The sequence below is a fragment of the Agrobacterium pusense genome (assembly GCF_013285525.1).
GTDB lineage: Bacteria > Pseudomonadota > Alphaproteobacteria > Rhizobiales > Rhizobiaceae > Agrobacterium > Agrobacterium pusense.
This window is the reverse complement of the sequence record NZ_CP053856.1, coordinates 132,050-153,125: the sequence shown is the minus strand read 5'-3', so window position 1 is coordinate 153,125 and position 21,076 is coordinate 132,050. Positions and strand designations below refer to the sequence as shown.

Sequence of the window (21,076 nt, the reverse complement as noted above, 5' to 3'; positions counted from 1 at the left end):
ATCCTGAGGGATTGGAGTCGTCGGAAATCCGCCGCAAGCTCCCATTCCAGAGAGAAAACCGCCGCCGCATATGACACTTGCAACCATTCTTCCTTTTATTGTCGCATTGCCCTTCGTCGGCGCACTCCTGACGGCGTTCATGCCGCGCGAGGGTGCTGCTGCAGCTCCCGCTTCCGTTGCGGGGGCAGTTGCCCTTTTCGGGCTGGTCAGCAGTATTTTCCTTTATACCAGCGTCAGCGGGGGCGCCGTTCTTAAATACGATGTGGAATGGCTGCCGCAGCTCGGTTTGAACTTCACACTGCGGCTCGACGGATTTGCCTGGATCTTCTCGATGCTGATTACCGGCATCGGCCTGCTGGTGGTGCTTTACGCCCGCTACTACATGTCGACTGAAGACCCCATACCGCGCTTCTTCGCCTTTCTTCTCGCCTTCATGGGTTCGATGCTCGGCGTCGTCCTATCCGGCAACGTCATTCTGCTGTCCATCTTCTGGGAAATGACGAGCATCTTCTCATTCCTTCTGATCGGCTACTGGCACCAGAATGCCGGCGCCCGCGACGGCGCTCGCATGGCGCTGACAGTGACGGGGATTGGTGGCTTCAGCTTGCTGGCGGGTCTGCTGATCCTCGGTCACATGGCCGGCAGCTACGATCTCGACAGGATCATCGAGGCCGGCGCTGCCATTCGCGCGCATCCGCTTTATGTGCCTGCGCTCATTCTTATTCTCGGCGGCGCTCTGACGAAGAGCGCGCAGTTTCCCTTTCACTTCTGGCTGCCCAATGCCATGGCGGCACCAACACCCGTTTCCGCCTATCTCCACTCGGCTACCATGGTGAAAGCGGGTGTTTTCCTGCTTGCAAGGTTCTGGCCGGTGCTTGCGGGCACGCCGGAATGGTTCTGGCTGGTCGGCGCGGCCGGCGTCATAACTCTGCTGCTCGGTGCCTATTTCGCCATGTTCCAGCAGGATCTGAAGGGATTGCTGGCCTATTCCACCATCAGCCATCTCGGGCTCATCACCACGCTGTTAAGCCTTGGCAGCCCGCTCGCTGCGGTGGCGGCCATCTTTCACATGGTCAACCATGCCACTTTCAAGGCCTCGCTCTTCATGGCGGCCGGCATCATCGACCATGAGACCGGAACACGTGACATGCGGCGGCTGAGCGGGCTCTATACCTATATGCCGGCAACGGCGACCCTCGCCATGGCGGCAAGTGCGGCCATGGCCGGGGTTCCTCTGTTCAACGGGTTCCTCTCCAAGGAAATGTTCTTTGCCGAGGCCGTCGAAACCCATGCCGACTCGCTTCTCGACCGGGCGCTGCCATATGTGGCGACATTATCTGGCGCATTTGCCGTCGCCTATTCGCTGCGCTTCATCCACACGGTGTTCTTTGGCCCCAAGCCAGTCGATCTGCCAAACCCCAATCCGCACGAGCCGCCGCGCTGGATGCGGTTTCCGATCGAATTCCTCGTCTTCGCCTGCCTGATCGTCGGCATCGTTCCGAGCCTTTCCATCGGCCCGTTCCTGCATACGGCCGTGCTTTCCGTTCTCGGCGCACAGACACCCGTGTACAGCCTGTCGATCTGGCACGGTTTCAATCTGCCGCTGATCATGAGTATCGCGGCGCTGATCGGCGGGGTAACGATCTACGTCCTGCTCGGCGGTTATTTCTCGCGCTGCGATGACGGTCCGCCGATCTTCCGGCATTTGCGGGGTCAGCGCATCTTCGAGCGCATTCTCGTCACCGTGTCCTGGAAGTGGGCGCGGTGGCTGGAAAGCACGCTCGGCACCCGGCGCCTGCAGCCGCAGCTGAGGCTTCTTATCCTCGTGGCGCTTCTTGCCGGTTTCTCGCCGCTCTTCCTTTCGGAATTCTCCCTGTCGCTGCCGCGGGTAACAACCTTCGATCCGATCTTCGCCATTCTGTGGCTGATCGGTATGATTGCGGCCATGGGTGCTGCCTGGCAGGCGAAATATCATCGCCTTGCAGCCCTTGTCATGCTTGGCGTTTCGGGGCTCGTCACCTGCCTCACCTTCATCTGGCTTTCCGCACCGGATCTGGCGATTACCCAGCTTTTGGTGGAAATCGTCACCACCGTTCTCATCCTGCTCGGCCTCAGGTGGTTGCCGAAACGCTTCGAAAAAGTGGACAGCAGCGATGAGTTGCCGGCGCAGCTTCGCCGTGCCCGCGATTTCCTGCTGGCCGCCGCCAGCGGCATTGGAATGTCCGTCATCGCCTATGCGGTGATGACGCTGCCAGTTCCGAATGCCATTGCGACCTATTTCCTCGAACGCGCTTACAGCGAAGGCGGCGGCACCAATGTGGTCAACGTCATCCTGGTCGATTTCCGTGGCTTCGACACCTTCGGCGAAATCGCGGTTCTGGCCATCGTGGCGCTCACCGTCTTCGCGCTGCTTCGCCGTTTCCGTCCCGCCCATGAAAGCATCGGACTTCCGGAACAGCAGCAGATGCAGAACGCCTTCGATGCGGAGCGCCCGGATCGCAGCAAGGGCGATACCGTTCGCGACTATCTCTACGTGCCATCCATCGTGATGCAGTGGATGTTCCCCGTCATCATCACCTTTTCCATTTTCCTCTTCATGCGCGGCCACGATATGCCGGGCGGCGGTTTTGCGGCCGGTATCACCATGGCGATCGCTTTCCTTCTGCAATATCTCGCCGGCGGGGCGCGCTGGGCCGAGGACCGCATCCGCATCCTGCCGCTGCGCTGGATGGGCTTTGGCCTGTTGATGGCGGCGGCGACGGGTATCGGCTCGTGGTACTTCGGCTACCCGTTCCTGACCTCTTATTTCCAGTATACGGAGATACCCTATATCGGCAAAATGCCGACGGCTTCCGCCCTGCTGTTCGATCTCGGCGTCTTTTCGCTGGTCGTCGGCTCCACCGTTCTTATCCTGATAGCACTGGCACACCAATCGTTGCGCAACTACCGCGTTCGCACGCCTGACGCCGCAAAAGCGGAGGACGTGTAATGGAACTCATTCTTTCAATCGGCATCGGCATCATGACCGGCTCCGGCGTATGGCTCATCCTGCGCCCGCGCACCTATCAGGTCATCGTCGGGCTTTCGCTTTTGTCCTATGCCGTGAACCTGTTCATCTTCGGCGTCGGCGGCATCAAGACCAACGCACCCCCGGTGCTGGTGAACGGCGTCGACAGTTCGACGCTTGCCGACCCGGTGCCGCAGGCGCTGGTGCTGACCGCCATCGTGATCGGCTTTGCCACGACAGCGCTTTTCCTTGTCGTGCTGCTCGCAGCGCGCGGCCTCACCGGCACTGACCATGTGGATGGGAGGGAGTCGAAATGATGTCGTTCCCCTTCCACATCGTCATAGCACCCATCCTGCTGCCGCTCATTACCGCCGCGCTGCTGCTGTTCTTTGACGAGCGCCAGCGTGTGGCCAAAGCCGCGATCAGCTTCACCTCCACGGTGCTGCTGCTGGTGGTTGCGATTCTGCTGTTTCGCGAGGTGAACTCAACCGTTAATACCGAGATCGCTGCTGTGGTTTCGAGCGGCGTCTATCTGCTCGGCAACTGGCCGGCACCCTTCGGCATCGTGCTCGTCGCCGATCGCCTGTCCGGCCTGATGGTCCTGTTGACCGCATTGCTCGCCATTCCCTCGCTCATCTATTCGATGGCGAAATGGCACAAGGCGGGCGCCCATTTCCATTCGCTGTTCCAGATGATGCTGATGGGCGTTAACGGCGCGTTCCTGACCGGCGACCTCTTCAACCTTTTCGTATTCTTCGAAGTGATGCTGGCGGCATCTTACGGGCTGCTGCTGCATGGCTCCGGCCAGCAACGCGTCAAGGCAGGGCTGCATTATATCGCCATCAACCTCGTTGCCGCCTTGTTTTTCCTGATTGGCGTCAGTCTGATCTATGGCGTGACGGGCACGCTGAACATGGGTGATCTCGCCCACCGGATAGAGGGGCTGAACCCCGACCAGCGCATGCTGCTGGAAACCGGCTCGGCCATCCTCGGCATCGCGTTTCTGGTCAAGGCCGGCATGTGGCCGCTGAATTTCTGGCTGCCCTCCGCCTATGGTGCGGCATCTGCACCGGTCGGCGGGCTATTCGCGATCATGAGCAAGGTCGGCATTTATGTCATCGCCCGCCTCTCCTTCCTGCTGTTCGGCCAGACGGCCGGGGAATCGGCCGGTTTCGGCCACGATGCGCTGCTGGTCGGCGGCATCGCCACCATCATCTTCGGTGCCATCGGGGTTCTGGCGTCGCAGGCGCTGGGACGGCTTGCCGGCTTTTCGGTTCTGGTCTCATCGGGAACGCTGCTTGCAGCCATGGGTACCGGCAATCCCACGGTGGCGGCCGGCGCACTTTATTACCTTGTCAGCTCCACCCTCACCATCAGTGCCTTCTTCATGCTCATCGAACTTGTCGAGCGCGGGCAGGATGCGGGCGCAAACGTTCTTGCCGTAACCATGGAGGCTTATGGCGAAGGCGAGGAAGAAGACGAGGAAGAGGAAATCGGCGTGACCATGCCTGCCACCATGGCCGTGCTGGGCGCATGCTTTGCCGCCTGCGGCATCCTGCTCGCCGGCCTGCCGCCGCTTTCCGGCTTCATTGCCAAATTCTCGATGCTATCGGCCATTCTCAATCCGTCCGGTCTCGGCGCCAATGACAGCATCTCCACCCTGTCATGGTGGATCGTCTTCCTGATCGTCTTTTCCGGCTTCGCTTCACTGATCTCGATGACCCGTGCCGGCATCCGTACTTTCTGGGCCTCCATCGAAGGCACCGTGCCGCGCGTGCTCGTCATCGAAATCGCACCCATCATGCTGCTTCTCGGCCTGACACTCGCCATGACCGTTCAGGCGGGGCCGGTGATGCGTTACATGCAGGAAACGGCGCGCATCCTCGATCTGCCCGCGAGCTATATCCAGGGCGTCATTTCCGCGCCACGGGCGGGCGGCAATCCGGAGGCAGAGCCATGATGAACCGTGTCCTGCCCTACCCGCTACTGACTGTTTCCCTGATCTTCTTCTGGATGACGATCAACAGTTTCTCGCCGGGGCATCTGCTGCTCGGAACTGCGGTGGCGCTCATCGCTTCCTGGGCGATGGCGTCGCTGAGGCCGGCAAAACCCCGCATTCGCAACTGGCATCGGCTGGTGCAGCTGATCCTTATCGTGCTTTACGATATCGTCAGGTCCAATCTCTCGGTCGCGAAGATCATTCTGTTCAGGCGCGAAAGGGACCGCAAATCGGGTTTTCTGGCCGTGCCGCTCGATATACGCGATCCCATGGCGCTGGCCGTTCTGGCGACAATCCTCACCTCGACGCCGGGAAGCGCCTGGCTTGAATATAATTCCAGTCAGGGCACGCTCCTGCTCCACGTCCTCGACGACGTGGACGAGGCCGCGTGGATAAGCCTCATCAAGAACCGATATGAAAAACTGCTGATGGAGATATTCGAATGAGTTCGATTATCCTTTTCTGGTCCTTTTCGCTGGCGCAGCTGATGCTGGCCATTGCCATGACGATTTCGGTCTATCGCATCGCCATTGGCCCGCGCGCGCAGGACCGGGTGCTCGGCATGGATACGCTCTATGTCAACGCCATGCTGCTGCTGCTGACCTTCGGCCTGCGCACCGGCAACGACATCTATTTCGAGGCATCGCTGCTGATCGCCATCCTGGGCTTCGTGTCCACCGTCGCCCTTTCCAAATTCCTGATGCGCGGGGAGGTCATAGAATGAGCAACGCCGCAGAATTTCCGCTCTGGGCCGCCATCGCCGTAGCTTTTTTTGTCCTGCTGGGCGCCTCGTTAACGCTGATCGGCACCATAGGCTTTGCCAAGCTCAACAGCTTTTATGAACGCTTGCATGCGCCCACGCTCGGCACCAGCTGGGGGACCGGCGGCATCGTCATGGCCTCCATCATCTATTTCTCCGTCTCCGGCGGCCGCTTCGCTTTCCACGAAATCTTCATCGGCATTTTCATGACGGTGACGACGCCGGTTTCCCTGATGCTGCTGGGGCGGGCCGCGCTTTATCGGGACCGGGCGGAGCAGAATTCGGATAACCGGGAGCATTTGTAATTGCTTAGGTGCGCGTTGAAGCAATGACTTTACGAAAAGTCAGGGAAATCCTCCTGCTTCGAACGGTCTTCACCCCGTTCACAATATCCGATTTGCGAGCCGGAATTTCGTGAGTCCAATGATAACGCCCGGAGCCCATGAGCAGGACACCTGAGCGGGGCTGAAGCACAACGCCACATGTGCCGGATCCGCGCAAATCGCGGAAAACCATCTCGCAAGCGGATAGAAGGCTTATCGACACGATTGTATCGTCGAAACAGGGGACACAATCGACATGCGCGCTGATCCCCTGCCCTGGAAAGTATTCGTTCGCGATAACCTGATCAGGCAAGTTCTCGCAGTGGCCGTTCCTCACTAATCTTCTGGCGAACACGCCCAGCCATGGCGGCAAAGGCCCGAGATAGGCATCCGGCGCAACTGCGCGGGCTTTATAGTCATACCGATAACCGAAATGCTGCACACGACGCTTCAGTTCCGTGCTCCACCCACCGGCATCCAATATGGTTGCGGTGGCAGCTTCCTCTTGCGGCGAAAGGAAGTCACCGAAATATATGACGCCGGGCGGTAAAGAAGATGGAATTACAGTATGATCCATTTGCGGGCTGTTCTCCCTTTAAGATGAAAAACGTGTGTTGCAAACTCGTCATTCTCATCTAGCGCAGAGGTGCCGTCATCTTTCGTTTTATGTGCGCGTATCCCGGATAGTCGGAAAACTGAAACGGGTACTCAACCGGCCTGGCAAAACCACTGCGTTCAGCAGCCCGATCCATATCAAAGGCTCTATCGTAGTGAGAACTGTTTACGACAGTAATTGCAACTTTGCCGGAGCTCAAAAGATGGGCTGCGGCACTCCCAAGAAAAACGGCGACCCATTTTGTTGTCACGAGTATTTCACGCCGAACGGTCACCTGAATGGCAAATCGCCAAGCTGGGCAAAAAATGCATTAAGCAAAGGTTAAGAATCTGTCAAACATTTGATATTTCTAGGATAATGTTAGCGGATGAAATACACTCACCCAAAAAACATCTTAACGAGGAGTTTCGCCTACCCACCCACGAGGCAAATGTTTATTGCCATTCGGGCTATCGTTGAATCCCACAAGATTAGTTCGGATCGGTCCGAACACGCACCTATATAAATTTTATCAGTCTGGAGATTTAATGGTGCCCGGAGGCGGATTTGAACCACCGACACGCGGATTTTCAATCCGCTGCTCTACCAACTGAGCTATCCGGGCACTTCAGGTCCTTGAAGAACCTCCGCTTTTCGCGGTCGGGGTCGTTTGCGCCCCGAAAGTGAGCGGGGTTATAACATCTTGTTCGAACATGGCAAGCGCCCTTCCGAAGTTTTTTGACAGTTTTTTCACGGCGCCTGTGGATGGCTGGAAAGAGCGCAGGGCGAAGGCCGGTTCACGCAGGAAAACTCATTGTATCGCCTCCTGATGCCAGAGCGCATTTGCCCGCCGTCATGTTTGCGAGTGACCGATCCCGGCCGGTGGCAGGCGCAGCATGGCAGGTGGGGCTATGCCCCTTCGCGGCGCCGTGCTGCGAAACCAAGCGCGAAAGGCACCACGGCTACCAGCGCCGCCATGACGGGCGAAGACGCAAAGATGCGGCTTGCAAGCGAGGTGACGGCTACGGAGCGCACGACCGTCATCAGGCGGGAGTTCTCGCGGTCGCGCTCATGGTGGGGCTGTGCGGGCCTGTGGCGGGACATCTCGGCCGCCTCAAGCCGCTTGACATCACGCCGGATCTTTTCGACCTGTTGGCGAAGCTCGTCCAGTTCGGCACGCAGCGCCGGGTCGATGGTATTGGCGGCAGGTGTCCTCCTGGCTGCGGTTTTTTCCACCGTCTCTTCGGCAGCTACAGCTTCGGCCTCTTCATCAAGTTCGGCCAATTCGTCGTCCAGGTCAGATGGCTTGTCGAAACCGTGGGATCGCAGTGGTGCTTTCATCGCTGTCTCCTGAGGCATACTGAATTGCTGCGGCGGGCAGTTTTGCCCGGTCAGCCCCTTCAACGTCTCAAGCTGGCAAAGGATGCATGGAAAGCGGGTAGACAGGCATAATAAAACAGGCCCCGAAGGGCCTGTTCAATCATCTCACTGGAGCCTCAGGCCGCCTTCGCGGCGCTGGCATAGGGATCGAAGCGAACGTAGAAGGTCTCGCCCTTGGCGGCCATATCCTTCAGCAGCGGCGTTGGCTGGAAGCGCGGTCCGTATGTCTCGCTGAGCTTTTCGGCGAGCGCGACGAAGCTCTTCACGCCCATGCCGTCAATGTAGGACAGCGCGCCCCCGGTATAGGGCGCGAAGCCGAAACCGAGGATGGAACCGACATCCGCCTCACGCGGATCGGTGACGATGCCCTCTTCCACCGTGCGGGCGGCTTCCAGCGCCACGGTGACGAGGAAGCGCTGCTTCAGCACCTCCATATCCACGTCTTCAGGCTTCTGCTGCGGATAGAGGTCCTTCAGGCCAGGCCAGAGGGACTTCTTGGCGGGCTTTGGCGGGTAGTCGTAAAAGCCCTTGGCGTTCTTACGGCCAAAGCGGCCCTCGCCTTCCACCAGCTTCTTCACCAGCTCCATATGGCGCGGATCGACCGCCTTTTCGCCGAGATCGGCGACGGTGGCTTTCAGGATCTTGTAGGAAAGATCGATGGCCACTTCGTCGTTCAACGCCAGCGGGCCGACCGGCATGCCAGCGAATTTCGCTGCATTTTCGATCATCGCGGGCGGCACGCCTTCGATCAGCATGTCATAGCTTTCGGCCATGTAACGCAGCACGCAGCGATTGACGAAGAAGCCGCGGGTGTCGTTGACGACGATCGGGGTCTTCTTGATCTTGGCCACATAATCAAGTGCGACGGCGAGCGCCTTGTCGCCGGTTTCCTTGCCGAGGATCACTTCCGTCAGCATCATCTTCTCGACCGGCGAGAAGAAGTGGATGCCGATGAAATCGGTCGGACGCCTGGAGTTCTTTGCCAGCCCCGTGATTGGCAAGGTGGACGTGTTGGAGGCAAAGATCGCTCCTTCGGGCAAAACGGCTTCCACGGCTTCGATGACGGCTTTCTTCACGTCGCGGTCTTCAAAGACGGCCTCGATAACGAGATCGGCATCAGACAATGCAGTGTAATCCGCCGTGGGAGTGACGAGATCGAGCAGGGCCTTGCCTTCATCCTGCGTCAACTTACCCTTGCCGATGGCGGCCTTGACGCTTTCCTCGCAATGGCCCTTGCCCTTGTCTGCGGCTTCCTGATCGCGATCCACCAGCGTGACGGGAATACCCGCTGCGGCGGTGACGTAAGCGACGGCCGCCCCCATGAAGCCCGCGCCGACGACGCCGACCTTTTTGAACTCCGTCTTGGGCTGGCCGGCCGGACGGCGCGCCCCCTTGCCCAGCTCCTGCATGGAAATGAACAGCGAGCGGATCATGCCGAAGGCTTCCTTCGAGCGAAGGATTTCGGTGAAATAACGCTGCTCCACCTTCAGCGCCGTATCGAAAGGCAATTGCAGCCCTTCATAGACGCATTTGAGGATGGCGAGTGCGGCCGGATAGTTGCCGGCGCTTTCGCGGCGCAGGATCGCCGGAGCGGCGGGCCACAGCTGGGCAGCGGCGGGCGTCCAGATGCCGCCGCCGGGCGCCTTGAAGCCCTTTTCATCCCAGGGCGCGACCGGCTTCAGACCGTCCTTGATCATCTGCTTTGCGGTTGGAACCAGCTGATCCGGCTCGACTACCTGGTGCACCAGCCCCATGGCCTTGGCGCGCGCGCCGGTCAGCGACTGGCCCGTCGTCATCATCTGCAAGGCGGATTGCGCGTCCGTCAGACGCGGCACACGCTGCGTGCCGCCAGCACCTGGAAAGATGCCGACCTTGACTTCCGGCAGTGCAATCTTGAGGCTCTTGGCGCTGGAGGCCACGCGGCCGTGGCAGGCGAGTGACAGTTCGAAAGCGCCCCCCATGCAGGTGCCGTTGATGGCGGAAACCCAGGGCTTGCCGTTGGTCTCGATCTTGCGGAAAAGGCCGGTCATGCGGCCCACCAGCTCGAACAGCTTTGCTGCCGCCTGATCCGGGTTCTTCGTCTTCTCGTCATTGTAGAAGGAGAACATCGACTTGATCATCGACAGATCGGCGCCGCCGGAAAAGGTACTTTTGCCCGACGTGAAGACGACGCCCTTGACGGCGCTATCGGCGACGGTGGCGTCGAGAATGGCATTCAGCTCGTCCATCACCTCTGACGTGAAGACGTTCATGGACTTTTCCGGCATGTCCCAGGTGACGAGGGCAATACCGTCTGCGTCCGTCTCGATGGTGAAATTGGTGTAAGTGCTCATTTGGGATTCCTCTTCCCTGAATCGTAGTGGCCGCTTCTCTTTCCTCGTCATCCTCGGGCTTGACCCGACGATCCAAGCACCGGGGATAGATCCTCGGGTCAAGCCCGAGGATGACGGAAGCGGGCCGTAGCCGCTGCCTTAAACCCGCTCGATGACGGTTGCTGTACCCATGCCTGCACCGATGCAAAGCGTGACGAGCGCGGTGTTCAGATCGCGCCGTTCCAGCTCATCCAGCACCGTCCCGAGGATCATCGCGCCGGTTGCACCCAGCGGATGACCCATGGCGATTGCGCCGCCATTGACGTTCATCCGGTCGTGATCAATGTCGAAAGCCTGCATGTAGCGCAGGACCACGGCGGCGAAGGCTTCGTTGAGTTCGAAGAGATCGATATCGGCAAGCGACATGCCGGTCTTTTTCAGCAGCTTTTCGGTTACGTCAACCGGGCCGGTCAGCATCAGCGCCGGGTCGGAGCCGATATTGGCGAAAGCCTTGATACGGGCGCGCGGTTTCACGCCCATTGCCTCGCCGCCCGCTTTCGAACCAACCAGCACGGCGGCAGCACCATCAACGATGCCGGATGAGTTGCCGGCGTGATGGACGTAGTTAATCCGCTCCACTTCCGGATGCGCCATGATGCCGACAGCTTCGAAGCCGCCCATTTCACCGGGCATCTGGAAGGACGGGTTGAGCGAAGCCAGCGCCTGCATATCGGTGCCGGGGCGCATGTGCTCGTCGCGGTCAAGGATCGTCAGGCCGTTCTGGTCCTTCACCGGAATGACCGACCTGTTGAAATAGCCCTTTTCCCAGGCGTGCGCGGCGCGCTTCTGGCTTTCGACGGCATAGGCGTCGACGTCGTCACGGGAGAAACCGTATTTCGTGGCGATCAGATCGGCCGACACGCCCTGCGGCATGAAGAAGGCCGGAAAGTTGACCGAGGGGTCCATGTACCAGGCGCCGCCCGACATGCCCATACCGACGCGCGACATGCTTTCGACACCGCCGGCGATGACGATATCGTCAGACCCGGCTTTGACCTTGCCGGCTGCGAAGTTGATGGCATCGAGACCGGAGGCGCAGAAGCGCGAGATCTGCATGCCCGGCGCCTTGTTGGAGTAACCGGCCTCGAAGGCGGCGGCCTTGGGGATGACGGCGCCGGCATCCATGACAGGATCGACGCAGCCCATGATGATGTCATCGACAGCGGAAGTGTCGAGCCCGTTGCGGTCGCGGATGGCTTCCAGCGTCTTGGCGGCAAGGCGAACGGATGGCACCTCATGCAGGCTGCCATCCTTCTTGCCGCGTCCGCGCGGGGTGCGGACATGGTCGTAGATAAATACGTCGGTCATAAACTCTCTCCCTGCGGCGCGGTCAGCGCCATGTCTCAGAATGCTTCCGCGGCCAGTTCCATCATGGTGTCCGCCCCGGTTTCGATGCGGGCCTTGCGCAGCGCCGTTTCCGGCATGATGCGCTCCATGTAAAACTTCGCCGTGACAAGCTTGGTCTTGAGGTAATCCTCATCCGAAGCGCTGCCTGCCGCAAGCGCTTCGCTGGCGGCTTTCGCCATGCGCGCCTGCATGTAACCCAGCACCACAATGCCGAAGAGATGCATGTAGTCGGTCGAGCCGGCACCGGCATTGTCGGGCTTTGCCATGGCGTTCTGCATGAACCACATGGTTGCGGCCTGAAGATCGTTCAAGCCCTTCTTCAAACCCTTGGTGTAGAGGCTGAGCTTTTCATCGCCGCGGTTTTCCTCGCAGAAATCGCCGATTTCCTTGAACAGCGCCATGACGGCGCGGCCGCCATTCATGCCGAGCTTGCGGCCCACCAGATCAAGCGCCTGAATGCCGTTAGCGCCCTCATAGATCATGGTAATACGCGCATCGCGGACATATTGGCTCATGCCATGTTCTTCGATGTAGCCATGACCGCCAAAGACCTGCTGCGCCATCACGGCGTGGTCGAAGCCCTTGTCAGTCAGAACACCCTTGAGGATCGGCGTGACGAGACCGAGCAGGTCGTCTGCCGCCTGCCGCTCCTTCTCATCGGTCGAGCGGTGGGCGATGTCCGATTGCAGCGCTGTCCACAAAAGGAAAGCGCGGCCAGCCTCGTTATAGGCCTTGATGGTCATCAGCGTGCGGCGGATATCCGGGTGCACGATGATCGGATCGGCCTTTTTGTCCGGGAATTTCGCGCCGGAAAGCGAACGGCCCTGAATACGCTCGCGGGCATATTCCACCGCATTCTGATAGGCGATTTCGCCCACGGAAAGCCCCTGCAGGCCGACGCCGAGGCGCGCCTCGTTCATCATCACGAACATGGCCGAAAGGCCCTTGTTTTCCGCACCGAGCAGATAACCCGTCGCATCATCGTAATTCATGACGCAGGTGGCGTTGCCGTGAATACCCATCTTGTGCTCGATCGCACCACAGGTGACGCCGTTGCGCTCGCCGGGCGTGCCGTCTTCCTTGACCAGGAATTTCGGCACGATGAAAAGCGAAATACCCTTCGTGCCTTCAGGTGCGCCCTCGATGCGGGCGAGCACCAGATGGACGATATTATCGGTCATGGAATGTTCACCAGCCGAGATGAAGATCTTCTGGCCGGAAATCTTGTAAGTGCCATCTCCCTGCGGCACCGCCTTGGTGCGCAGGAGACCGAGATCGGTGCCGCAATGGGGTTCGGTAAGGTTCATGGTGCCGGACCAGATACCTTCCACCATTTTCGGCAGATAGGTCTGCTTCTGCTCCGGAGTACCGTGAACGAGAACGGCGGCAATAGCGCCCTGTGTCAGGCCGGGATACATCATCAAGGACAGGTTGGCGGAAGACATATATTCGCCGATCGCAGCATGCAGCGTATAGGGCAGGCCCTGCCCGCCAAATTCCTGGGGAACGGCAAGGCCGATCCAGCCGCCTTCGCAATAGGCGTCATAGGCTTCCTTAAAACCATCGGGCACGGAGACAGAACCGTCATCGGCGCGCTTGCAACCCTGCTGGTCACCGGAAAGATTGAGTGGGAAAAGCCGTTCCTCGGCAAGCTTTGCCGCTTCGCCGGTGATTGCCTCGATCATGTCAGGCGTCGCATCCTCGAAGCCGGGCAGGTTGTTATACCGCTCCAGGCCGAGAACGTCATTCAGGATAAAAAGCGTGTCCTTAACTGGGGCCTTGTAAACAGGCATTACCGATGTTCCTCCGCATCGTGGGCGCCGGAGATAATCCGGCAGATATCGAGTGACAATATTTGACGTGCGCGTAAACGTCAAATAAATTCCATGGGGTTATCGCTCTCCCTTTTTGCGTAATTGTCCTCCGCACCACCGCGGAGCTCGGCCTGCACCGCAAAAGTTAAAAAATTCCGACCTTGGTTAACCACTTCTTTACCACGTTTCGTGAATTCTCCCGATGGAGGTAACTGCTTCGTTCATCGGCGCATTTTCCTCCACGGGGGCAAATACCGGCTCTAGAATTGCTGCATGTTGCGGCGACGGCGTGTCCAAACAGGCAACGTCGCGACAGATAACCGGGCACGGCGGGCGGAAGCGAAGCGAGCGAAAAGATGAACGGATTGCGATCGAAAACCCAACAGCCAAGCGACAGGTCGTCGCTTGATGCTCTCAATCGCACCATTGAAGGCCTTGAAGCCCGCATCGAAGGGTTGATGAGCCAGAAGTTTCCGCGCGACCAGCGGGCCGCTGGCGCCCCGCCGGAAACAAAGAGCGAAACCTATGCCGCACCACGCGAGCCACGCACAAGCGTGACGCCACCGCAACTTGATCCCGTCAACGAAATACGCCAGCGCCAGCGTCTGCTGGAGACCAGCTTCCAGCGCCCGCAGGAACCTGCCGCCCGCGCGGAACGCACAATCACACGGCCGCTCGCGCCGGAATATCGGCAGAGGGAGCCCCAGCCGGCTCCTCAGGCCGCACCGCGCGCACGCGCCATCCCGCCCTATCAGGAGCCACGCAATGACGCGGCCCTGCAGGAAATCGCGCAGGCACTCGTCAACCTTCGCCACGAATTGAAGCACGATATTGCCGAGGGCGTTGCGCGGGAGGCGCAGGGACTGCGCGCGGAAATCCGCAATATCCGCGCCGCGGCGGAAGACCAGCAATTCATCGGCGACCTGCGCGATGACATCGCACGGCTTGCCGGAAGCATCGACCAGCTCGGCAATCTGGCATCTCCGGATGTCTATGCGCTGCGCAACGAATTCGAGGACCTGCGCCTCACCATTGACCAGCTGGCGCGCGAAGACAGCGTCCATCGGATCGAAAGCCGCTGGAACAATGTGGAAGACACGCTGCGCGGTTTCGATGCCGGCGCCCTTCAGGATGAAATCGTCTCGCTCGCTTATCGTCTCGATGACATCAAGACGCAACTCGGCGGCATGAGCAACAATCCGGCCGTTCGCGTGCTCGAGGAGAAGCTGATCGCGATCGCCAGCGCGGTCGAGCAGCTCGGCAAGCACATGCAGCCGAATGAAGCGGTCTTCAGCGAACAGTTTTCCGGTCTCGATCAGCGGCTGGACGAAATTAGCCGCGCCATTGCGGCGACCGGCGCACGCGCCAATGCGCAGGCAACCGACAATGCGCTCGCCCAGCGACTGGAAAACCGCCTGAACGGCCTCGCCGAACAGCTCGGTGATATCAACCGCCTCGCCGCTGCAAAACCGGAACCCTCCGTTGATCTTACCGCGCGCCTTGAAGCGCTGGCCGGCAAGATCGATGAGCTGAGCACCGCGCGCGATGCAGCGCAACTGCATGAGCGACTGGACCAGCTTTCACTGCTTCTGGAACGGTCGCAGCGCCCTTCGCAACAGGCAGAGCTGACGTCTTTCCTCAGCGACATTTCCCGCAAGATCGATGCGCTCGACCACGGCACCGTCAATGAGGGTCTGGCCGAACGGCTCGACACGCTCTCTCGGCAGATCGAGGAGCTCGATTATCGCTATAGCCAGCCGCAGCTGGCATCGGGCCTCAGTGAAAGCGCCTTTTCGCGCCTGGAAGAGCGGCTTGGCACTATCGCCGCGCGATTGGATGAGACCGCCCATGCCGCCCCCGCTGACAGCCATGCGCTGGCGAGCCTTGAAAACCAGATCGCCCATCTCTCGACGCTGATCAGCCAGCCGGTTCAGATGCAGGCCGCAGGCATGTCGCCTGAACTCGATGCGCGCATGGCGGCGATCGAAGACTATATGGCTTCGAACGACGAATATATCATCGAAGCGGCCCGGCAGGCAGCCGAGGCCGTTCTCGACGCCTATACCCGCAACAACCTCTCGGCCGGCGCGAACATCGCCGACATGTCGATGCTGACCGATCTCGCGGCCGATTTGCGCAACCTTGAAGCGCTGAGCCGCAATACCGAAGAGCGCACGCACCGCACCTTCGAAGCACTGCACGAAACGCTGGTGCAGATTGCCGGCCGCCTGGATAATCTCGACAACGGAACGCCCTACCGCGAAGAGCTCACCCGTCACGTTGCACAGCAGGCTGTTGCCGCAGGCCGCGACGACGTCGCGATGCCGGCCGCCATATTCCCGGAAGAGGGCTATATAGCCGAAGAGCAGGCCATTCTCGAGGATGTCAGCGACAACGACGCAACCGCCATCGTGCCGCCCGCTGCCGCCAAGCCCGCAAAAGCAGAGAAAACGAGCCTGCTCGCCGGGCTGACTAAGCGCTTCAAAACAAGCACGGCGAAGCCCGCAAAGACCAAGGAAGAACCCGTATCGGCCTCTTCCGCCCGCACCCAGGTTGAGCCTGCCCCGTCGCTTGATCCGATCGACGTTCTGCCAGCCGGTCAGGAGAACGAACTCCTGGAGCCCGGTTCGGGCGCGCCTGATATCAAGAAAATCCTGGAACGCGTGCGCGCCAGCCAGGTGGCCGCCACCGGCAAGGCCGTGGACGCGGAAGGACGGACGGACTTTATCGCCGCCGCCCGCCGTGCCGCGCAGGCCGCCGCGATGGAAACAGCGCCGGAAAAGCTTGAAACCGGCAAAAAGAAAAGAAAGACCGAAACTTCGGCTCTTTCGCGTTATCGCCGGCCGCTGCTGCTCGGTATCGGCGCGATCCTTCTGGCGATGATGGCCATGCCCCTCGTCAAGACACTGATCAGCGGCACGGAAGCCCCGGCGCCGGTGATTGAACAGAAGATGGACAATGCACCGGTTTCCGCCCTTCCCGAAACCGGCGAAAAGGCCGTCACCATACCGTCTGACCTCGCGATCGGATCCGAGCAGGCAGCCCCGGCCGACAGCATCGAGAACTCCGCTCCGGCACAGAATACCATTGACCACCGGACCATTGGCGGTGCGCCGCTACCCGAGGAGCCGCCGGTCGCCGATGTTCCCGCCGTGGATCCCGCAAAATCCGGCACCGTCGCGCAGGCGGAACCGCCGAAACCGGCTGAGGCCGTCGTCACGGCCGCTCCCGCCGACGGCGCCATCGTCGTTCCCGCCGGGATAGAGCCCGCATCGCTTGCTGAAGCCGCCGCCAAGGGCGACACGCAGGCGCTTTTCGAAATCGCAGCCCGCTACACCGACGGTCGCGGCGTTGCCGCCGACCGTGCCGAAGCCGCGAAGTGGTACAAACTGGCTGCCGATCGCGGTCTTGCGCCCGCGCAATATCGTCTCGCCAATCTCTACGAGAAGGCGAACGGCGTCGAACGCAACCTTCCGGAAGCCAAGCGCTATTACACGCTGGCCGCCGAACAGGGCAATGCGGGCGCCATGCACAATCTTGCCGTCCTGCTGGCTTCCGACGCGGCGGGCCAGCCGGATTTTGCTGCCGCCGCGCAGTGGTTCATCAAGGCCTCCGAACTCGGCGTCCGCGACAGCCAGTTCAATCTTGCCATCCTCTATGCGCGCGGCAGCGGCGTGAAACAGGATATCGAGGAATCTTACAAGTGGTTCGCCATTGCCGCCAAGGATGGCGATGCCGATGCCGCCCAGAAGCGCGACGAAGTGGCGGGGGCCTTGAACCCGCAGCAGCTCCAGAGCGCCAAGGCCAAGGTGGAGGCGTGGAAGGTCAAGCCGCTTTCGGAAGATGCCAACAGCGTCAACCCGCCGGAAGAGTGGGCTGGCAAGGAAGGCGTGAAAACCGCCTCCGTGGACATGGAAAAGGCGATCCGCAACATTCAGGCGATCCTCAACAAGAACGGCTTCGATGCCGGGCAGCCGGACGGCAAGCTCGGCAAGAACACCGTGACGGCCATCAAGGACTTTCAGAAATCCGTGGGCCAGACCCCGGACGGGCGCATTACCAACGAACTGGTGACAGCGCTTCTCGCCCGCAATAAATAATGGTTCTGAAACCCAAAAAGCGGCCCCCGGCCGCTTTTTTGCAACGCCTGACAGGAATGTGGGCGGCTGCCTTCGCCAGACCTCTATCTTTCCAAATTATCAACGTATTTACCGTTGAATGTTGACAGGTTAGGCCCTCGCGGGCATGACGGATGAAGGCTGGGCATGCCCGGTCTTTTCAGACAGAAAGTGTAAATCGCGGCAAGGCCCCCTCACCGGACAAGCCATGCCGCCCGGAACCATTTGCCCGAGGTCCGAGCCGTGACTGTCTATCTGCCGATCGCAGAACTGTCGGTGAATATTTTCATCATTCTCGGCATGGGCGCGGCCGTCGGTTTTTTGTCCGGCATGTTCGGTGTCGGCGGTGGCTTCCTAATCACCCCGCTTCTGATCTTCTACAATATTCCGCCTGTGGTCGCCGTGGCGACCGGCGCGAACCAGGTAGTGGCCTCCTCCGTCTCAGGCTCGATCACGCATTTCCGGCGCGGGACGCTCGACGTCAAGCTCGGCAGCGTTCTGCTCGTGGGCGGTCTCATGGGCGCCACGGTCGGCGTGTGGATATTCTCGTTCCTTCGCAGCATCGGCCAGCTCGACCTCATCGTTTCGCTGCTATACGTCATCCTGCTTGGCACCGTTGGCGGGTTGATGCTGAAAGAAAGCATCTCGGCGCTGAGACGTGCCGCCCGCAACGAGACGGTGACGCTGCGCCGGCCGGGACACCACAACTGGGTACACCGCCTGCCGCTGAAAATGCGGTTCAAGAAATCGAAGATCTATCTCAGCATCATTCCAGTCGTCACGCTCGGTTTCGGCATCGGCATACTCACCTCTATCATGGGTGTGGGCGGCGGTTTCATCATGGTGCCGGCGATGATCTATCTGTTACGCATTCCCACCAGTGTGGTTGTCGGCACCTCACTGTTCCAGATCATTTTCGTCACCGCATACACGACCGTCGTACAGGCAGCGACCAACTACTCCGTCGATGTGGTGCTGGCTTTCATCCTGATGGTGGCTGGCGTCATCGGCGCGCAATATGGTGTACGCGTCGGCCAGAAACTGCGCGGCGAACAGCTGCGTGCGCTGCTGGCGCTTCTTGTCCTCGCCGTCGCCCTTCGCCTTGCGGTATCGCTGGTGGTGCGGCCGGAAGATCTGTTTTCGGTCGCCGTCGGGGGGTTAGGTTATTGACCCGCTGTTTGTTGCTTGCCGCCCTTGCCCTGCTCTCCTGTCTTGCCTTCGGGCAAACTGCTTCCGCCCAGACGCCACCGCTTGCGCTGCCGCCGGGTCCGCAGCAGCGCCCCCTGCAGGAAAACATCGAAATCGGCGCTTCGACGACGGAAATTCCGATAGCCTCGGATTTTCGCGGGGCGGATTTCACCCTCTTCGGGGCGCTCAACAATACCGACCAGCTGCTACTGGCCATCGGGCAATATGATATCGTGGTGACGCTGGAAGGGCCGAGCGACTATATGACCGTGCGCAAGAAGGAGCGTGTGGCAGGCATCTGGATCAATACCAGCGCCATCACCTTTACGCCGCTGCCGGAATCCTACTCCATGGCCAGCACCCGCAATATCAGCGATGTCGCCTCCCCCGGAACGCTGCGCGCCATGGGGCTCGGCGTCGACCATCTGTCGCTCAAAAGCGCTGTCTTTTCGGGCGTGCCCGACAATGTCTTCGATTTTCAGGAGGCCTATCGTCGGCTCAAGCTTTCGAGCGGCATCTACCGCAATGACACGACAGGGGTGCGGCTGGAACGCACGGGCCTGTTTTGGGCGACCTTGCGCCTGCCCGCCAACGTCCCAAACGGGGTGCACACGGCACGCGCCTATCTCTTCAAGAGCGGCAAATTCATCGCCCAGCGCGAATTAAAACTGCGCGTCGTCAAGACCGGCATGGAACAGGCGATCACCGATGCCGCGCATCAGACGCCGCTTGCTTACGGCGCGCTTTGCGTTCTGCTCGCCGTCGTTACCGGCTGGGGCGCCAGCATCATCTTCCGCAAGGACTGAGCGTTTTCAATCGCGCAAAAGAGAGCGTCTGCCACCCGCACGGGCAAAGATAGCATTCGCTTCCTTCCGGGGTTTGCTGTAAAATTCAAGGCGTTACAAACGCACGCAGCTGATGGCGGCAAGTGCGGTTGTAACAGGGATGAAAAGGAGAAATGTCATGTTCAAGCACATTCTCATTCCCACCGATGGCTCGCCGCTGGCGCAGATCGCAATCGACCAAGGGTTCGCTCTCGCCAAGGAGGCAGGCGCAAAGGTGACCGTGGTGACGGTATCGGAACCCTTTCATGTGATTGCCAGCGATGTCGAGGACATTGCAGCCATTGCCGAAGAGGAATTCCACCGTTGCGAAGAGGCGGAGCATCTGCTTCGCGATACGCAGGCGCATGCCACCGCCATGGGGCTGGATTGCGAGGCCCTGCTGGCGCGGGCGGGGCGGCCGGACGAGGCGATCATTGAAATAGCCGACAAGACCGGCTGCGACCTCATCGCCATGGCCTCGCACCGGCGCAGGAGTTTCGTCGAGATGCTGCTCGGCAGTGTCACCGCCAAGGTGCTGAAGAATTCGAAGATACCGGTATTGGTCTACCGCCAATAGGCCGCGGTAAAATCTCAGCCGAGCAGACTGGAAAACCGCACCGAGTAGATGCGATCTCTTCCCATCAGATGCGCGACGAGAGCGGCATGATCGAACAGGCCGCGCATTGCCTTGTGGCGCAAATCCAGCCCGCCGCTCAACACCCCGAATGCCGGCATCAACAGACGCGAACCATCGGTAGCGAAACAGGGCCGCCGCACTGTCTTCTCGCGGCGTCGCACAGTGGCAGAGGGATGCAGATGACCGGCGATTTCACCGGCCGCATCGCCCGGCTTAGGCTCGTGGCGGAAAACGAGATTGCCGTAAAACATCTCATCCACCGAAGAACCCGGCAGATCGACCGTGCCATCGGGGTCGTGGTTGCCGTTGATCCATATCCATTCGCGACCGCGGGCCATCTCGCGGATGAGTTCGCGCAACGGCAGCGGCAGGTGCTGGGAGCCGACGCGATCATGAAAATTGTCGCCGAGGCTGACGACGATCTTCGGATCGTAGCGGCTGACGAGGGAAGACAGTATCTTGAGGGTGGCGATGGTGTCGTAGGGCGGCAGCATGCGTCCACGCCTTGCAAAAGCCGCACCCTTTTCCAGATGCAGGTCGGAAACGACGAGCAGCGACAGGTCGGGCAGGTAGAGCCCACCCAAAGGGTCGCACCAGGCGGAAACGCCGTTGATGGCGGTCTCGCTGCCCAGGCATTCGAAGCCGTTGGAAAACCTGTCGCTCAATGTCAGCCGGCTCAGCACTTTTATCGTTGTTCCTTCAATTCATACTT

17 protein-coding genes and 1 tRNA gene are annotated in these 21,076 nt (G+C 60.2%); 10 read left to right on the top strand and 8 right to left on the bottom strand.

What is annotated here, in order from left to right; translation table 11 throughout:
• Positions 1-70: 70 nt before the first annotated feature.
• From HQN82_RS00720 to mnhG, 6 genes are read left to right on the top strand one after another with little or no spacing between them, the layout of a single operon-like run.
• The gene (locus HQN82_RS00720) at positions 71-2,989 is read left to right on the top strand and encodes a monovalent cation/H+ antiporter subunit A (protein ID WP_004439862.1); all 2,919 of its coding nucleotides are present in this window, start codon (positions 71-73) and stop codon (positions 2,987-2,989) included.
• Positions 2,989-3,324 (top strand): Na+/H+ antiporter subunit C, encoded by a 336-nt coding sequence (locus HQN82_RS00715; RefSeq protein WP_003514993.1) that lies wholly within the window; start codon positions 2,989-2,991, stop codon positions 3,322-3,324. Before HQN82_RS00720 ends, HQN82_RS00715 begins: the two co-directional genes overlap by 1 nt.
• Positions 3,321-4,967 carry a monovalent cation/H+ antiporter subunit D gene (locus HQN82_RS00710; RefSeq protein WP_004439856.1) on the top strand — a complete coding sequence of 549 codons (1,647 nt, stop codon included), beginning with the start codon at positions 3,321-3,323 and terminating at the stop codon, positions 4,965-4,967. The genes HQN82_RS00715 and HQN82_RS00710 overlap by 4 nt, the downstream gene beginning before the upstream one ends.
• Positions 4,964-5,452, top strand: a complete 489-nt coding sequence (locus HQN82_RS00705; protein WP_004439853.1) for a Na+/H+ antiporter subunit E — start codon at positions 4,964-4,966, stop codon at positions 5,450-5,452. The genes HQN82_RS00710 and HQN82_RS00705 overlap by 4 nt, the downstream gene beginning before the upstream one ends.
• Positions 5,449-5,730, top strand: a complete 282-nt coding sequence (locus HQN82_RS00700) for a K+/H+ antiporter subunit F (RefSeq protein WP_004439850.1) — start codon at positions 5,449-5,451, stop codon at positions 5,728-5,730. Before HQN82_RS00705 ends, HQN82_RS00700 begins: the two co-directional genes overlap by 4 nt.
• Positions 5,727-6,071 (top strand): monovalent cation/H(+) antiporter subunit G, encoded by a 345-nt coding sequence (mnhG, locus tag HQN82_RS00695; RefSeq protein ID WP_004439848.1) that lies wholly within the window; start codon positions 5,727-5,729, stop codon positions 6,069-6,071. The genes HQN82_RS00700 and mnhG overlap by 4 nt, the downstream gene beginning before the upstream one ends.
• A 4-nt stretch (positions 6,072-6,075) precedes the next feature.
• On the opposite strand, the gene HQN82_RS00690 is transcribed toward mnhG, so the two are convergent.
• The 7 genes from HQN82_RS00690 to HQN82_RS00665 form a co-directional block, all read right to left on the bottom strand.
• Positions 6,076-6,666: an alpha-ketoglutarate-dependent dioxygenase AlkB gene (locus HQN82_RS00690; RefSeq protein WP_112766127.1), complete on the bottom strand. Its 591-nt coding sequence runs from the start codon at positions 6,664-6,666 to the stop codon at positions 6,076-6,078.
• A gap of 58 nt (positions 6,667-6,724) precedes the next feature.
• Positions 6,725-6,955 carry a Rossmann-like fold-containing protein gene (locus tag HQN82_RS25745; RefSeq protein ID WP_427832741.1) on the bottom strand — a complete coding sequence of 77 codons (231 nt, stop codon included), beginning with the start codon at positions 6,953-6,955 and terminating at the stop codon, positions 6,725-6,727.
• A 278-nt stretch (positions 6,956-7,233) separates the two neighbouring features.
• A tRNA-Phe gene (locus tag HQN82_RS00685) sits at positions 7,234-7,309 on the bottom strand.
• A 284-nt stretch (positions 7,310-7,593) separates the two neighbouring features.
• A complete protein-coding gene (locus tag HQN82_RS00680) occupies positions 7,594-8,025 on the bottom strand; it encodes a hypothetical protein (protein ID WP_045532852.1) in 432 nt (143 codons plus the stop codon).
• A 155-nt stretch (positions 8,026-8,180) separates the two neighbouring features.
• Positions 8,181-10,397, bottom strand: coding sequence for a 3-hydroxyacyl-CoA dehydrogenase NAD-binding domain-containing protein (locus HQN82_RS00675; protein WP_112766126.1), 2,217 nt, complete (start codon positions 10,395-10,397; stop codon positions 8,181-8,183).
• 138 nt (positions 10,398-10,535) lie between these two features.
• Positions 10,536-11,744: an acetyl-CoA C-acetyltransferase gene (locus HQN82_RS00670; protein ID WP_037092345.1), complete on the bottom strand. Its 1,209-nt coding sequence runs from the start codon at positions 11,742-11,744 to the stop codon at positions 10,536-10,538.
• A 35-nt stretch (positions 11,745-11,779) separates the two neighbouring features.
• Complete coding sequence (locus HQN82_RS00665) at positions 11,780-13,576, bottom strand: acyl-CoA dehydrogenase C-terminal domain-containing protein (protein WP_077986626.1); 1,797 nt, start codon at positions 13,574-13,576, stop codon at positions 11,780-11,782.
• A 377-nt stretch (positions 13,577-13,953) separates the two neighbouring features.
• Between HQN82_RS00665 and podJ the strand changes: the two genes are divergently transcribed.
• From podJ to HQN82_RS00645, 4 genes are all read left to right on the top strand, one after another.
• A complete protein-coding gene (gene podJ / locus HQN82_RS00660; protein ID WP_173614442.1) occupies positions 13,954-17,697 on the top strand; it encodes a cell division protein PodJ in 3,744 nt (1,247 codons plus the stop codon).
• A gap of 261 nt (positions 17,698-17,958) precedes the next feature.
• On the top strand, positions 17,959-18,885 hold the full coding sequence (locus HQN82_RS00655) for a sulfite exporter TauE/SafE family protein (RefSeq protein ID WP_072528763.1): 927 nt from the start codon (positions 17,959-17,961) through the stop codon (positions 18,883-18,885).
• Positions 18,882-19,709, top strand: a complete 828-nt coding sequence (locus tag HQN82_RS00650) for a TIGR02186 family protein (RefSeq protein ID WP_112766122.1) — start codon at positions 18,882-18,884, stop codon at positions 19,707-19,709. The genes HQN82_RS00655 and HQN82_RS00650 overlap by 4 nt, the downstream gene beginning before the upstream one ends.
• A 157-nt stretch (positions 19,710-19,866) precedes the next feature.
• A complete protein-coding gene (locus HQN82_RS00645; protein ID WP_006697645.1) occupies positions 19,867-20,304 on the top strand; it encodes a universal stress protein in 438 nt (145 codons plus the stop codon).
• A gap of 14 nt (positions 20,305-20,318) precedes the next feature.
• On the opposite strand, the gene pdeM is transcribed toward HQN82_RS00645, so the two are convergent.
• Positions 20,319-21,047, bottom strand: coding sequence for a ligase-associated DNA damage response endonuclease PdeM (pdeM, locus tag HQN82_RS00640; RefSeq protein WP_004439820.1), 729 nt, complete (start codon positions 21,045-21,047; stop codon positions 20,319-20,321).
• Between the last annotated feature and the right edge of the window lie 29 nt (positions 21,048-21,076).

Coding starts and splice junctions, on each gene's coding strand:
- HQN82_RS00720 (WP_004439862.1), top strand. CDS start 71: ATGACACTTGCAACCATTCTTCCTTTTATTGTCGCATTGCCCTTCGTC.
- HQN82_RS00715 (WP_003514993.1), top strand. CDS start 2,989: ATGGAACTCATTCTTTCAATCGGCATCGGCATCATGACCGGCTCCGGC.
- HQN82_RS00710 (WP_004439856.1), top strand. CDS start 3,321: ATGATGTCGTTCCCCTTCCACATCGTCATAGCACCCATCCTGCTGCCG.
- HQN82_RS00705 (WP_004439853.1), top strand. CDS start 4,964: ATGATGAACCGTGTCCTGCCCTACCCGCTACTGACTGTTTCCCTGATC.
- HQN82_RS00700 (WP_004439850.1), top strand. CDS start 5,449: ATGAGTTCGATTATCCTTTTCTGGTCCTTTTCGCTGGCGCAGCTGATG.
- mnhG (WP_004439848.1), top strand. CDS start 5,727: ATGAGCAACGCCGCAGAATTTCCGCTCTGGGCCGCCATCGCCGTAGCT.
- HQN82_RS00690 (WP_112766127.1), bottom strand. CDS start 6,666: ATGGATCATACTGTAATTCCATCTTCTTTACCGCCCGGCGTCATATAT.
- HQN82_RS00680 (WP_045532852.1), bottom strand. CDS start 8,025: ATGAAAGCACCACTGCGATCCCACGGTTTCGACAAGCCATCTGACCTG.
- HQN82_RS00675 (WP_112766126.1), bottom strand. CDS start 10,397: ATGAGCACTTACACCAATTTCACCATCGAGACGGACGCAGACGGTATT.
- HQN82_RS00670 (WP_037092345.1), bottom strand. CDS start 11,744: ATGACCGACGTATTTATCTACGACCATGTCCGCACCCCGCGCGGACGC.
- HQN82_RS00665 (WP_077986626.1), bottom strand. CDS start 13,576: ATGCCTGTTTACAAGGCCCCAGTTAAGGACACGCTTTTTATCCTGAAT.
- podJ (WP_173614442.1), top strand. CDS start 13,954: ATGAACGGATTGCGATCGAAAACCCAACAGCCAAGCGACAGGTCGTCG.
- HQN82_RS00645 (WP_006697645.1), top strand. CDS start 19,867: ATGTTCAAGCACATTCTCATTCCCACCGATGGCTCGCCGCTGGCGCAG.